The sequence below is a fragment of the Pseudomonas sp. COR18 genome, from assembly GCF_048568395.1.
Lineage (GTDB): Bacteria > Pseudomonadota > Gammaproteobacteria > Pseudomonadales > Pseudomonadaceae > Aquipseudomonas > Aquipseudomonas fuscovaginae_B.
Genome location: NZ_CP183808.1, coordinates 2347030 through 2361025, shown reverse-complemented (window position 1 = coordinate 2361025; position 13996 = coordinate 2347030). Strand labels below are relative to the sequence as shown.

The window sequence follows — 13996 nt, the reverse complement described above, 5'->3', positions numbered from 1 at the left end:
AGGACTGCCCTCGGAGAGTGCAAGATGAGTGCCTTGGATTTACCCGCTGTACCCCGTGTGTTGATTGCCGAGGCGGACCCTTGGGCGCGGGATCTGTTGAAACAGGTATTGCTGACCGTGCGCTGCGACGCACAACTGGCCCTTTGCGCCAACGGCCAGGACGCCCTGCAGCAACTCACCGAGCAAGCCTTCGACCTGGTGATTGCCGACCGCGAGTTGCCGGGGGTCGATGGCCTGAGCCTGCTGTACAGCATGCGCCAGAAAAAACGTTCTCCCCTGTTGCCGTTCATTCTGATCAGTTCGCGCAGCGACGTTGCCAGCGTCCGCGAGGCCCTGCCGCTGCAACCCACCGCCTACCTGACCAAGCCGCTGAATGTCGATGGCCTGACCCAGCGCCTGCAGGATCTGCTGCTCGATGCCGGGCAGAGCGTCTTCTGCGAAGTGCCGGCCCTGGCGCCGGGCATGGACCTGAGGACCTTCCTCGAACGCCGCCGCGAGCAATCGGACGGCGCACCGCTGATGGCCGACGTGCAGGTCGCGGTGAAACGCAGCCTCAACCCCCACGGCCTCGACCTGAAGCAGCTGGAGCAGGAAATCGGCACCGACCCGCAGATCACTGCGGTGCTGATCGCCGCCGCCAACAGCGCGGCGCAGCATCACGGCAGCGCCGTGCAGACCCTGGCCCAGGCCCTGCAGCGCCTCGGTTCGGCGCAAAGCATGAACCTGATCCTCGGCCTGAGCCTCAAGCGCAGCGCCAAGCTCAGCGATGCCGCGCTGGCCGATTACGCCGAGCGCTACTGGCAATTGTCGCTGCATACCGCCGAGTACGGCCGGACCCTGGCGCGGATGTTCGATCTGGACCAGGAACGCTGTTATTGCGCCGGGCTGCTGCATCGCCTGGGCGACCTGGCCCTGTTGCGTTGCCTGCAGGAATGGCGGCAGGCGGGCGGCGAGCTGGATGACGAGCAGATCGGCGAGTCGCTGTTCGCGCTGGGCGCCAGCTACGGTTCGGCGCTGCGCACCCGCTGGCGCCTGCCGCTGGAGCTGCGCGAGCTGATTGCGGCGGTCTACCAGCTCGGTGGCGGGGTGTATTCCCGCGAGGCGCTGTCGATGAACCTGGCGGCCCAGCTGGCGCACCTGACGCCCAGCCAGAGTATCGAGGACGTGGCCAGGAGCCGTGCCGCCAGGCTGCTCAAGATCGGCCTGGCGGACCTGACGCGACTGCGCAAGAACTGACCGGCCCTCGTGCAGCCCTCCGAACCTGTGGGCGCCGGGTCTAGGCCAGCACGATCTGGTTCTTGCCCTGACGCTTGGCCCGGTACATCGCCCCGTCGGCCCGGGCGAACAGGCTGTCGAGCAATTGATCCTCTGCGGTCAGGTTGGTCAGCCCCTGGCTGACGGTGGTGCCGAAGTTTTCCCCGTCGTGGTTGAACGCCAGGCGCTGAATCTCCCGCTGCAGGCGCTCGGCGATCGCCATGGCCATGTCCGGGGCGCAGCCGGGCAGCAGGGCGGCGAACTCCTCGCCGCCGATCCGCCCGAACAGGTCGCCGCTGCGCAACGCCGCACGGCCGGTCTCGGCGATTCGCTGCAACACCTGGTCGCCCGCCGGGTGGCCGTAGGTGTCGTTGATCAGCTTGAAATCATCGATATCCAGCAGCAGGAACGCCAGCGGCGAACCCTGCAGCCGGGCTTGCTCGAACTCGCGATGGGCACATTCGAAGAAGTGTCGGCGGTTGCTGCTGCCGGTCAGCACGTCGGTGGTGGCCAGGCGCTGCAATTCGTCTTCCAGGACCTTCTTCTCGGTGATGTCCTCGGCGATCCCGACCACGATCACCCGCTGGCCCGGTTCGGCGTGACGGCTGATGAAGCACTTGTCGCTGAGCCAGCGGATTTCGCCGTCGGCGCGGATGATGCGGTATTCGCGGTCTTCCACCGCGCCTTTCTCCAGCACCTCGGCCAGGCTGCGCTCGGCGTGGTCGAGGTCGTCAGGGTAGATGCTGTTGCGCCATTCGTCGTAGTCGGCCAGCAACAGCCCGGCCGAACGGCCGAAGATGCGCTCGTAGGCCGGGCTGACATAGAGCATTTGCCGCGCCTCCCAGTCGAAGGCCCAGAGCACCGCGTTGACGCTGACCAGCAGGGAGCTGAACAACTGTTCGCGCTCGCTCAGGCGCGCGACCTCGCCTTGCGCATGGACCAGCGCAAGCAGGGTTTCAGCGGCCTCCGGCCACTGTTGGAGCAAGGACGGTTGCGGTTTTTTTATCACCATCGGCACACATCTCAGAAGGTGGGCCGCGCCGCTTTCAGGCACGACGACACTGACAATCCGCCTGTCTGGCGAAGTGCATTTGAGATAGAGGAATGGTCGCTAAGTTCCGAACGACGCGCCTCGAAGCGAGGCGCGCCGATCAGCGGTGTCAGGCGGCGCTGGGGCGCAGCGAGTAGGTTTTCAGCTGGTTGGCGAATTCGCGCAGCGACTGGATGCCGCTGGCCTCGGCCTCGTGCACCCAGTCCTTGATCGCCGCGAGCATGTCGTGGCCATTCGAGCTGGTCTTGACCCAGATCTGTTGCAGGGCCAGGCGTTTCTCGTAAATTACCTTGAGCGCTTGGCTGTGCTCCAGCATGCCTTGGATGCGCAACTGGTGCTTGTCGCTGAGCAGGCTGGTTTCCCGCGACAGCAGGCGCTTGGCCCGGTGGAATTTCTGGCGTACCGAATGATCGACCTTGGCCAGTTCCTGTTTCACCAGCGGGCCGATCACCAGCTTGCGGTACTGGGCCATGATCTGGAAGCGGTTGTTGAGGATCGCCATGGCGGTGTCCATGTCCAGGTGGCCCTTGCCCTCGACCCGATGGGCGATCGGCGCGACACGCTGTACCTTGGCCAGTCGCAGCAGGCAAAAGACCTTGATCCAGGCCCAGCCCAGGTCGAACTCCCATTTTTTCACCGAGAGCTTGGCCGAGTTGGGGTAGGTGTGGTGGTTGTTGTGCAGTTCCTCGCCGCCGATCAGGATGCCCCAGGGCACCAGGTTGGTGGCGGCGTCGCGGCATTCGAAGTTGCGATAGCCGACGGCATGGCCCAGGCCGTTGATCACGCCGGCGGCCCAGAACGGGATCCAGATCATCTGGATCGCCCAGATGGTGATGCCGATGGCGCCGAACAGCAGCAGGTCGATGAGGCCCATCAGGGCTACGCCCAGCAGCTTGTAGCGGCTGTAGAGGTTGCGTTCGATCCAGTCGTCCGGGCAGTTCTTGCCGTAGATGCGCAGGGTCTCGGCGTTGCCCGCCTCGGCCCGGTACAGTTCGGCACCGGTGCGCAGCACGGTGGAGAGGCCGAGGATCACCGGACTGTGGGGATCGTCGACGGTTTCACATTTTGCGTGATGTTTACGGTGGATCGCGGTCCACTCGCGGGTATTCTGTGCCGTGGTCAGCCACAGCCAGAAACGGAAGAAGTGCTTGAGACCGCCGTTGAGTTCCAGGGAGCGGTGGGCCGAATAGCGGTGCAGGTAAACCGTGACGCCGACAATCGTCACGTGGGTCATCAACAGGGTGACCGCCACCAGTTGCCAGGCTGACAGGTCAAGAAAACCGTTGTACCACATAGGCTGTATGGCCCTCGATAAAGTAAAGAACAGCAGTCGCATTATCACCGAGCCACCAGAGAAAACCAGTCGCCGTTTCAGATAAGAGTGCCGGGATGTTTCTTACTCTATAATTCCGGCCGTTTTGTAGGGCAATTTGGCATTTCTAGAGGGAATTAGCACCGCTTATGGCAAGTTCATACCGCAATGCTCTGAAGGCGGGGGTGTTGTACCTGTTGCTGTCGATCCTCTGGATCCAGCTCAGCCAGCAGCTGTTGAGCAGTTTTTTCGATGAGCCCGAGCAGTTGGTGCAGTGGCAGATCGTTCGCGGCTACCTGTGGGTCAGTGTCAGTGCGGTGCTGATTTTCCTGATCCATGCGCGCTACCAGCGGTTTGTCCAGGCCGCCCGGGAACAGCAGTCGGCGGATGCGGGCGAAGACCGCGAGCGCCTGCGCCAGGCCGCGGCGGTGTTCGACTGTACCCGCGAAGGGGTGCTGGTCTCCGACCGCGAGGGGTTGATCGTCCACGTCAACCGGGCGTTCGTCGCCATTACCGGTTATCAGGAGGCCGAGGTGCTCGGCAAGCGGCCGAGCCTGTTCAAGTCCGGGCGCCATCCGGCGGAGTTCTACCAGAAGGTCTACCAGGCCCTGGAGGCCAGCGGCGAGTGGAGCGGCGAGATCTGGAACCGGCGCAAGAGCGGGGAAATCTACCCACAGTGGCAGACCATCCGGGCCATCCGCGATGATCACGGCCAGCTCAGCCACTACGTCGCGGTGTTTTCCGATATCAGCGCGATCAAGAACTCGCAGCACGAGTTGAGCCAGCTGGCGCACTACGATCCGCTGACCGGCCTGCCCAACCGCCTGCTGTTCTCCGACCGTGCCGCCCAGGCCCTGGCCTCGGCGCAGGTGCACAAGCGCGGTTGCGCCCTGCTGCTGATCGACCTGGACCATTTCAAGATCATCAACGACAGCCTCGGCCACAACATCGGCGACCAGTTGCTCAAGGCGGTGGGCGAGCGCCTGCAGGGCCTGTTCGGCACCGGTATCAGCCTGGCGCGCCTGGGCGGCGACGAATTCGCCGTACTGGCCGAAAACTGCCCGCAGGTGGTCCAGGCCGCAGCCCTGGCCCAGCGGGTGATCGAAGGCCTCAGGGAGCCGTTCCAGCTCGAAGGCCACTCGTTGTTCATCAATGCCAGTATTGGCATCAGCCTGTTCCCCAGCGATGCGCTGAACGCCGAACAATTGCTGCGCAACGCCGATTCGGCGCTGTTCAAGGCCAAGAGCGCCGGCCGTGAGGGCTACGCGCTGTACACCGAGGAACTGACCGCCCATGCCCAGCACCGGGTGGAAATGGCCGGCGAGCTGCGCCGAGCGCTGGAGCAGGGCGAGTTGCGGGTGTACTACCAGCCGGTGCATGAGCTGCAGGGCAGCCGCCTGGTCGGGGTCGAGGCACTGGTGCGCTGGGAGCATCCGCAGCGTGGGCTGGTCTCGCCCGGCGAATTCATTCCGATCGCCGAGCGCACCGGGCTGATCGCCGAAATCGATGCCTGGGTCATGGAGCAGGCCTGCCAGCAGATGTGCCAGTGGCAGCGCGAGGGCCTGGCGTTGTCGTTCATCGCGGTGAACGTTTCCAGCCGCCTGTTCGCCCGGCGCGAACTGTACCAGCAGGTGGCGAAGGTGCTCGACGACACCGGCCTGGACCCGGCGCTGCTCGAGCTGGAAGTGACCGAAAGCGCGGTGATGGACGATCCCGAAGTGGCGCTGGAGCAATTGCACCGCCTGCGTGAACTGGGGGTGAGCCTGGCGATAGACGACTTCGGTACCGGTTATTCCTCGCTGCTGCGGCTCAAGCGCCTGCCGGTGCAGAAGCTCAAGATCGACCAGGGCTTCGTCGCCGGCCTGCCGTGGGACGAGGACGACGCGGCGATCGTTCGCGTGGTGATCGCCCTGGCGCAGAGCATGGGCATGCGGGTACATGCCGAGGGCATCGAGCAGCAGGAACAGGCGCGGTTTCTGCTCGAACAGGGCTGCGACCTGGGCCAGGGCTACTGGTTCGGCCGGCCGGTGCCGGCGCCGCGGCTCGATTGGCAGCATGCCCCGCAGATCTGCGCGACAGTCTGAGGCAGGGGGGGCGCCTGTTCGGGCGCCATCGCCAGCCCGCCGGCTCCCACCAGCTCTGCAGGCCCCTGTAGGCGCCGGGCTTGCCCGCGAACCGAGGCAAGGCTGCCATTCAACCGGATCGGCGGTGCCGATGCAGGCCTATTGGCAGGAAAGCCACGCTCCTGCACGGCGCGCAACCCTTGAGCCGGCATGCAACGGCCATCCTCTTTCGTTATCTAAATTTAGTTATATCAAAATTCTTAAATAGTATTTTTAAGAATAAATGCGCCTGTCTAAGATGGCCTCAACGCCCAAAAGCAGTGCCGCCACTGCCGCGGCAACTCTCATTTCAGGAGCACGACCATGAGCGCATCTCTGCGTAGCGTTGACGGCCAGGACGAAGCAACCATTCTGCGTGAGATCCAGAGCGCCTTGCGCGACCTGCGTTTCGGCGCGGTCGAGATCACCGTGCACAACGCCCAGGTGGTCCAGATCGAACGCAAGGAAAAATTCCGTCTGCAAAATCCCGGCAACAAGCCAAGCTGAACATCGCAACACCCTCTGAGCCATCAGAGGCCCGACTGGTCAACCGGAGGGCGCATCCATTCATGCCCCCTCCACGTAAAGACAGCAGCGTTCAGGCCCGGATGCGGGCCTGATGCGCCATAAGAAAAAAGCCGATACCTCACATTTTTTCGGGAGCTTCACCATGTCGTCGATTCGCCGTTATGCCCTGGCCGCGCTCGCCAGTGCCGTGTTTGCCGGTTCCGCCGTTGCCAAGGACTACGAACTGCTCAATGTGTCCTATGACCCGACCCGTGAGCTGTACCAGGACTACAACGCCGAATTCACCAGCTTCTGGAAGCAGGCCCACCCCGGCGACAACGTGAAGATCCAGCAGTCCCATGGTGGCTCCGGCAAACAGGCCCGTGCGGTGATCGACGGTCTTCGCGCCGACGTGGTGACCCTGGCCCTGGCCGGTGACATCGACGAAGTCGCCAAGCTCGGCAAGACCCTGCCCGAGGACTGGCAGAAGCGCCTGCCGGACGCCAGCACCCCATACACCTCGACCATCGTGTTCCTGGTGCGCAAGGGCAACCCCAAGGGCATCAAGGACTGGGGCGACCTGATCAAGAAAGACGTGTCGGTCATCACCCCGAACCCGAAAACCTCCGGCGGCGCCCGCTGGAACTTCCTCGCGGCCTGGGCCTACGGCCTGAAATCCGGTGGCAGCGAAGCCAAGGCCGAGGAATACGTGAAGGAACTGTTCAAGCACGTGCCGGTGCTGGACACCGGGGCTCGCGGCTCGACCATCACCTTCGTCAACAACGGCCAGGGCGACGTCCTGCTGGCCTGGGAAAACGAAGCCTTCCTGGCGCTGAAGGAAGACGGCGGCGCCGACAAGTTCGACATCGTCGTGCCGTCCCTGTCGATCCTCGCCGAGCCACCGGTCGCGGTGGTCGACAAGAACGCCGAGAAGAAGGGCAACACCGAGATCGCCACCGAGTACCTCAAGCACCTGTACAGCCCGGCCGGTCAGGAAATCGCCGCGAAGAACTTCTACCGTCCGCGTGACGAGAAGGTTGCCGCCAAGTACGAGAAGCAGTTCCCCAAACTGCAACTGGTGACTATCGACAAGGACTTCGGCGGCTGGAAAACTGCCCAACCGAAATTCTTCAATGACGGTGGCGTGTTCGACAAGATCTACCAGGCCCAGTGATCGGGGTCGGTAAACTGAAATAAGCCAAGCCCAGGGCCCCGGATTCCGTTCGGGGCTTTTGTGCGTCAAAACCAAGGACTTTTATGTCGCGTCGTATCTCCCCCGTCATACCCGGCTTCGGGCTGACGCTGGGCTACACCTTGGTGTACCTCAGCCTGATTGTGCTCATACCGCTGGCGGCGATGTTCGTGCATGCCGCCCAACTCACCTGGGATCAGTTCTGGAACATCATCTCGGCACCGCGGGTGATCGCGGCGTTGAAGCTGAGTTTCGGCACCGCGCTGTACGCGGCGGTCATCAATGGTGTCATCGGCACGCTGCTGGCCTGGGTGCTGGTGCGTTACACCTTCCCCGGCCGCAAGATCATCGATGCGATGGTCGACCTGCCGTTCGCCCTGCCCACCGCCGTCGCCGGTATCGCGCTGACCGCGCTGTACACCCCCACCGGGCTGGTCGGGCAGTTCGCCGCCGACCTGGGCTTCAAGATCGCCTACACCCCGCTGGGCATCACCCTGGCGCTGACCTTCGTGACCCTGCCGTTCGTGGTTCGCACGGTACAGCCGGTACTGGCCGACATTCCCCGTGAAGTCGAGGAGGCGGCCGCCTGCCTGGGCGCCAAGCCCCTGCAGGTGTTCCGCCATGTTCTGCTGCCGGCGCTGCTGCCGGCCTGGCTGACCGGCTTCGCCCTGGCCTTCGCCCGCGGCGTCGGCGAGTACGGTTCGGTGATCTTCATCGCCGGCAACATGCCGATGAAGACCGAGATCCTGCCGCTGCTGATCATGGTCAAGCTCGACCAGTACGACTACACCGGCGCGACCTCCATCGGCGTGCTGATGCTGGTGGTTTCCTTTGTCCTGTTGCTGCTGATCAACCTGCTGCAGCGGCGTATCGAAACCCCATAAGGAGGCGCGAACATGTCCCAATCGTCCATTGCCGCCGCGTCTTCGGCCAATGCCGCCCGGCGTGGCAGTGCCACCTCGCGGCGGATCCTGATCGGCCTCGGCTGGCTGATCTTCGCCCTGTTCCTGCTGTTGCCGCTGTTCATCGTGGTGTCCCAGGGCCTGAAGAACGGCCTGGGGGCTTTCTTCACCGCGATCTTCGAGCCCGACGCCCTGTCGGCGCTGAAGCTGACGGTAATCGCCGTGCTGATCTCGGTGCCGCTGAACCTGGTGTTCGGCGTCAGCGCCGCCTGGTGCGTGAGCAAGTACAGCTTCCGCGGCAAGAGCATCCTGGTGACCCTGATCGACCTGCCGTTCTCGGTGTCGCCGGTGATCGCCGGCCTGGTCTACGTGCTGATGTTCGGCGCCCAGGGCCTGTTCGGTCCGTGGCTGGCCGACCATGACATCCAGATCGTCTTCGCCCTGCCGGGCATTGTCCTGGCGACCATCTTCGTCACCGTGCCCTTCGTCGCCCGTGAACTGATCCCGCTGATGCAGGAGCAGGGCACCCAGGAAGAAGAGGCCGCCCGGCTGCTGGGCGCCAACGGCTGGCAGATGTTCTGGCATGTGACCGTGCCGAACATCAAGTGGGGCCTGATCTACGGCGTGGTGCTCTGCACGGCGCGGGCGATGGGCGAGTTCGGCGCGGTGTCGGTGGTTTCCGGGCACATTCGCGGGGTGACCAACACCCTGCCGCTGCACGTCGAGATCCTCTACAACGAATACAACCACGTGGCCGCGTTCGCCGTGGCGAGCCTGTTGCTGATCCTGGCGCTCTTCATCCTGCTGCTCAAGCAGTGGAGCGAAAACCGTATCAACCGCCTGCGCGCCAGCGCCGCGGAGGAATAAGTCATGTCGATCGAAGTCCGTAACGTCAGCAAGAACTTCAACGCCTTCAAGGCCCTGAACAGCATCAACCTGGATATCAGCAGCGGCGAACTGGTGGCCCTGCTCGGCCCGTCCGGCTGCGGCAAGACCACCCTGCTGCGGATCATCGCCGGGTTGGAAACCCCGGATGCCGGCAACATCGTGTTCCACGGCGAAGACGTGTCCGGCCATGACGTGCGCGATCGCAACGTCGGCTTCGTGTTCCAGCATTATGCGCTGTTCCGCCACATGACGGTGTTCGACAACGTCGCTTTCGGCCTGCGCATGAAGCCCAAGAGCCAGCGGCCGAACGAAAGCCAGATTGCCACCAAGGTCCACGAACTGCTGAACATGGTGCAGCTGGACTGGCTGGCCGACCGCTACCCGGAACAATTGTCCGGTGGTCAGCGCCAGCGGATCGCCCTGGCCCGTGCCCTGGCGGTGGAACCCAAGGTGCTGCTGCTGGACGAACCGTTCGGCGCGCTGGATGCCAAGGTCCGCAAGGAGTTGCGCCGCTGGCTGGCGCGGCTGCACGAAGACATCAACCTGACGTCGGTGTTCGTGACCCACGACCAGGAAGAGGCGATGGAAGTCGCCGACCGCATCGTGGTGATGAACAAGGGCGTGATCGAGCAGATCGGCTCACCGGGCGAGGTCTACGAGAACCCGGCCAGCGACTTCGTCTACCACTTCCTCGGGGACTCGAACCGGTTGCACCTGGGCGAGGACCACCACGTGCTGTTCCGCCCGCATGAAGTGTCGCTGTCGCGCCATGAGCTGGAGGATCACCATGTCGCTGAAGTGCGCGACATCCGTCCGCTGGGCGCGACGACCCGGGTGACGCTGAAGGTGGAAGGCCAGAGCGAACTGATCGAGGCCGAGGTGGTCAAGGACCACGACAGCCTGATCGGTCTGGCGCGGGGCGAGACGCTGTTCTTCAAGCCCAAGGTCTGGCAGAAGCTGGCGAACGTCTGACCCTCAAGGTTGCAGGGCTTGCTGGCCTCTTCGCGGGCAAGCCCGGCTCCTACCAGGTACGCGTCGTACACAAGAGCGATGGACATCTCAAATCCGCAGGCGCCGGGCTTGCCCGCGAAGAGGCCCTGCCAAATACCACAAAACCATCAGGCCGCTGCGCGCTTCTCGCGCAACCGTACGCCCCCCGCCCGCGCCTCGATCTCCTGCTTGAGCGCCTTGCGCAACCCGAGCAGAAACGCCAGCTCGGCCACCACAAACAGCGGCCCGACGATCAACCCGCTGAGGTCGTCGACGAACGCCGGCTTGCGCCCTTCGTAGTAATGCCCGATGAACTGGATCACCCAGCCGAGCACGAACAGGCCGATCCCACTGCTCAACCAGACCAGGGTGCTCTGCGCGGCAATGATCTGGCCTAGCCAAACGGATAGGCCGAGCAGCACCGTCATCAGTACCCCAAGGGCCACTTCCAGGCGCAGATAGAACCAGGCCGAAGCCACCGTCAGAAGCACTGCGGGGGTCAGCCAGAGCCCGGCCACCGGCCATCCCGGCCTTGAAAGCAGGGTCGCGACGGCGATCACGATCAGCGGAATTCCGATGAAATGGCTGGCGATGTTCCGCGGATCACGGTGGTACGCCGCATATTGACTGAGATGCTCGACGAGGTTTTTCATTGTTATTCCTCCTGTAGGGTGATGGGATCATGCCCTGCTCGAAAACTTTGCGCTGTCGGCTACCCGACAATCGTCTCGGAGTTCCCATGGAAGTATCTGCCTGGCGTTCACGCCTGCTGACGGGTCACTGGTTCAGCAATCTGCCGGCTCACTTGCAGGATAGCCTGCTGGCGGCAGCCAAGGGCCGGCGCCTGACGCCCGGCCAGCGGCTGTTCAAGCGCGGCGACCCGCCCTGTGGCCTGTACGCGGTGCTCGAAGGCTCGGTGCGGGTCGGTTCCGTCAGCGAAAAGGGCAAGGAGGCCCTGCTGAGCGTGATCGAACTGCCGTACTGGTTCGGCGAGATCTCGCTGTTCGACGGTCTGCCGCGGACCCACGATGCCTATGCGGTGGGCCACACCATCCTGTTGCAGGTGCCCCAGGGCGCGCTGCTGAAACTGCTGGATGAACATCCCGAATACTGGCGGCATTTCGCATTGCTGATGAGCCAGAAGCTGCGCCTGACCTTCATCGGCCTCGAGCAATTGAGCCTGCTGCCGGCCCGTGCGCGACTGGCGCATCGGTTGCTGCAGATTGCCGAAGGCTATGGCGAGCTCAATCATTCGCGGCAACTGATTCCGTTGTCCCAGGACCAGTTGGCGTCGATGTTGTCGCTGACGCGCCAGACCACCAACCAGATCCTCAAGGGGTTGCAGGACGAGGGCATCGTGCGCCTGAACTACGGCGAGATCGAAATCACCGACCTGGTCCGCCTGCGCAGTGCCGCCAGCAATTGACTTGTGGCGCCTGTGCCGGCCTCTTCGCGGGCAAGCCCAGCTCCTACAGGGGCGCGGTGTACACAAGCATCAAGCACGCCATGAAGTTGTAGGAGCCGGGCTTGTCGGGACGCCGCATCGCCGCTAATAGGCTCCCGTACCAGACAAGGGCTCCAGGGCCTCAGCGCAAACCGTCACGAAACTGCCCCGGCGTCATCCCGGTCCAGCGCTTGAACGCCCGGCTGAAGCTGCTGGTATCGGCAAACCCGAGCAGGTAGCTGATCTCGCTCAGTGAACACTGCGGATCGCGCAGGTGCAGCAGTGCCAGGTTCTCCCGGCATTCGTTGAGCAGCGTGTCATAGCGGCAGCCCTCGTCGGCCAGGTGCCGTTGCAGGCTGCGCAGGCTCAGGTGCAGGGCCTGGGCGATGCGTTCGGCCGAAGGCTCGCCCTCCGGCAACTGCGCCTCGATGGCCTGGCGCACCTTGCGCTCCCAGGTCAGCGGCTTGAGTTGCGCCAGGGTGCGGTTCAGCACCGCTTCGTTGTGTTCGGCCAGCTCCGGGTTGGCGTCGTCCAGATGGCTGTCGAAATCGCTGCAGGCGAACTCCAGGCAATCCTGCGCGGCCGCAAAGAACACCGGCGCGCGAAACACCGTGTGCCAGGGCTTGGGGTCCGCCGGCTCGGCCCGCCGCAGGTGCACCGCCAACGGCGCGTATTCGCGGCCCAGGCGGTTGCGGCAGGTGCGCACGTAGATCGCGGCGAACGCATCGATGGCTTCCGGGGCCGGCTCCGGGCTGCCCTTGGGCACCCGCAGGCTGAAGCGGTAGCGCTCGCCTTCACGGCTCAGTTCCAGCTCCAGGGCATCGCTGACCACCGTGTGGTAGCGCACGATGCGCTCGAACACCTCGCGCAGGCTGCCGCTGGCGACCAGCGCATAGCCGAGGGCATGGAAGGTGGTCGGGCTGACGAACCGCGACACCCGCAGGCCGATCGCCGGATCGCCGCTGGCCTGCACTGCCAACTGCCAGAGACGGGTGGTGGCCGACAGCGGGTAGCGGGCGTTGGGATCGTCCATCAGTTGCGGGTCGACCCCGGCCTCGCGGCACAGGGCGGCACTGTCGAGGCCGAGGGCGTCGAGCTGCTTGCGCAGGGCGCGGGTCCAGCTGGAAAGCGAAGTCGGTTCAGGCATGTTGGCGCGTCCGGTCAACGGGTTGGCGTTCGCGGCTACGGCCTTCAGAGATGCTACGGCGCAAGATGCGAACATCAATGACCAGAGGATGGAATCATGGAAGGTGTTTGTGCAAGTCCCCAGGCCACGAATGTTCAGGCGCTGGACGATCAGCAGCGCTGCGCGCGCATTCGTGAGGTGGTGCTGGCCCGGGGCGTCGAACTGCGTCGGCGCTACCCGCTGCTCAATCACCAGGACGCCATCGGCGCGGGCATCCTGGCCTTCGCCCTGGCCGGCATGATCGGCTCGGCGGCGCTCTATATCGAGGGCTACCTGGCCTGGTGGGCGTGCCTGCTGGTCAACGCCTTCCTCGCCTCGCTGACCCACGAGCTGGAGCATGACCTGATCCACAGCATGTATTTCCGCAGGCGGCGCGTGCCGCACAACCTGATGCTGGCGCTGGTCTGGCTGGCGCGGCCGAGCACCATCAACCCCTGGGTGCGCCGTCACCTGCACCTCAACCACCACAAGGTTTCCGGCACCGAGGCCGACATGGAGGAGCGTGCGATCACCAACGGCGAGCCGTGGGGGCTGGCGCGGCTGCTGATGGTCGGCGACAACGTGATGTCGGCGCTGATCCGCGCAGGCCGGGCGAAGAGCTGGGCGCACCGGCGCGCCATTCTCAAGCGCGTGGTGCTGGTCTATGCACCACTGGCCCTGCTGCACTGGGGCGCCTGGTATGTGTTCCTCGGGTTCCATGGCGCCAACGGCGTCGCCGCGTTGCTGGGGACCTCGATCGACTGGTCGGCCGGGACCCTGGCGACGATGCGGGTGATCGACATCGCGGCGGTGGTGATCATCGGGCCGAACGTGCTGCGTACCTTCTGCCTGCATTTCATCAGCTCGAACATGCACTACTACGGCGATGTCGAGCCGGGCAACGTGATCCAGCAGACCCAGGTGCTCAACCCATGGTGGCTATGGCCGCTGCAGGCGTTCTGCTTCAACTTCGGCAGCACCCACGGCATTCATCACTTTGTGGTCAAGGAACCCTTCTACCTTCGCCAGATGACCGCGCCGGTGGCCCACAAGGTGATGGCCGAGATGGGCGTGCGCTTCAATGATTTCGGCACCTTTGCCCGGGCGAACCGGTTTGTCCGCCAGGAACGTGGCCGTGTACAGGCGGCGAGGGTCGTACAGGGCTGACGGGCTGCTTTCGATCGTTCCC

13 protein-coding genes are annotated in these 13996 nt (G+C 64.2%); 9 read left to right on the top strand and 4 right to left on the bottom strand.

What is annotated here, in order from left to right:
- Nucleotides 1-24 precede the first annotated feature (24 nt).
- Nucleotides 25-1236: a response regulator gene (locus tag ACM62G_RS10865; protein WP_273825334.1), complete on the top strand. Its 1212-nt coding sequence runs from the start codon at nt 25-27 to the stop codon at nt 1234-1236.
- A 40-nt stretch (nt 1237-1276) separates the two neighbouring features.
- Here the strand turns inward: ACM62G_RS10865 and ACM62G_RS10860 are convergent, their stop codons facing one another.
- Nucleotides 1277-2266, bottom strand: a complete 990-nt coding sequence (locus tag ACM62G_RS10860) for a GGDEF domain-containing protein (RefSeq protein ID WP_419737136.1) — start codon at nt 2264-2266, stop codon at nt 1277-1279.
- A gap of 148 nt (nt 2267-2414) precedes the next feature.
- Entirely contained in the window at nt 2415-3599 is a 1185-nt protein-coding gene (desA, locus tag ACM62G_RS10855) for a delta-9 fatty acid desaturase DesA (RefSeq protein WP_054058211.1), read from the bottom strand.
- Nucleotides 3600-3766: 167 nt separating this feature from the next.
- On the opposite strand from desA, the gene dibA reads away from it, so the two are divergent.
- The 6 genes from dibA (at nt 3767) to ACM62G_RS10825 (ending at nt 10180) form a co-directional block, all read left to right on the top strand.
- The gene (gene dibA, locus ACM62G_RS10850) at nt 3767-5701 is read left to right on the top strand and encodes a phosphodiesterase DibA (protein ID WP_054058212.1); all 1935 of its coding nucleotides are present in this window, start codon (nt 3767-3769) and stop codon (nt 5699-5701) included.
- A 342-nt stretch (nt 5702-6043) separates the two neighbouring features.
- Entirely contained in the window at nt 6044-6226 is a 183-nt protein-coding gene (oscA, locus tag ACM62G_RS10845) for a sulfur starvation response protein OscA (RefSeq protein WP_007941032.1), read from the top strand.
- 163 nt (nt 6227-6389) lie between these two features.
- Nucleotides 6390-7400 (top strand): sulfate ABC transporter substrate-binding protein, encoded by a 1011-nt coding sequence (locus tag ACM62G_RS10840; RefSeq protein ID WP_419737135.1) that lies wholly within the window; start codon nt 6390-6392, stop codon nt 7398-7400.
- An 83-nt stretch (nt 7401-7483) separates the two neighbouring features.
- The gene (gene cysT, locus ACM62G_RS10835; RefSeq protein WP_054058213.1) at nt 7484-8302 is read left to right on the top strand and encodes a sulfate ABC transporter permease subunit CysT; all 819 of its coding nucleotides are present in this window, start codon (nt 7484-7486) and stop codon (nt 8300-8302) included.
- A gap of 12 nt (nt 8303-8314) precedes the next feature.
- The gene (gene cysW, locus ACM62G_RS10830) at nt 8315-9187 is read left to right on the top strand and encodes a sulfate ABC transporter permease subunit CysW (protein ID WP_054058214.1); all 873 of its coding nucleotides are present in this window, start codon (nt 8315-8317) and stop codon (nt 9185-9187) included.
- Nucleotides 9188-9190: 3 nt separating this feature from the next.
- Entirely contained in the window at nt 9191-10180 is a 990-nt protein-coding gene (locus tag ACM62G_RS10825; protein ID WP_054058215.1) for a sulfate/molybdate ABC transporter ATP-binding protein, read from the top strand.
- Nucleotides 10181-10326: 146 nt separating this feature from the next.
- Here the strand turns inward: ACM62G_RS10825 and ACM62G_RS10820 are convergent, their stop codons facing one another.
- Entirely contained in the window at nt 10327-10851 is a 525-nt protein-coding gene (locus ACM62G_RS10820; protein ID WP_054058216.1) for a DUF962 domain-containing protein, read from the bottom strand.
- Nucleotides 10852-10937: 86 nt separating this feature from the next.
- Here ACM62G_RS10820 and ACM62G_RS10815 point away from each other — a divergent pair, with 86 nt between their 5' ends.
- The gene (locus ACM62G_RS10815; RefSeq protein ID WP_419737134.1) at nt 10938-11624 is read left to right on the top strand and encodes a Crp/Fnr family transcriptional regulator; all 687 of its coding nucleotides are present in this window, start codon (nt 10938-10940) and stop codon (nt 11622-11624) included.
- A gap of 160 nt (nt 11625-11784) precedes the next feature.
- Here the strand turns inward: ACM62G_RS10815 and ACM62G_RS10810 are convergent, their stop codons facing one another.
- Nucleotides 11785-12789: an AraC family transcriptional regulator gene (locus tag ACM62G_RS10810; protein WP_273825384.1), complete on the bottom strand. Its 1005-nt coding sequence runs from the start codon at nt 12787-12789 to the stop codon at nt 11785-11787.
- A gap of 96 nt (nt 12790-12885) precedes the next feature.
- On the opposite strand from ACM62G_RS10810, the gene ACM62G_RS10805 reads away from it, so the two are divergent.
- The gene (locus ACM62G_RS10805) at nt 12886-13974 is read left to right on the top strand and encodes a fatty acid desaturase (RefSeq protein ID WP_419737133.1); all 1089 of its coding nucleotides are present in this window, start codon (nt 12886-12888) and stop codon (nt 13972-13974) included.
- Nucleotides 13975-13996: the final 22 nt, after the last annotated feature.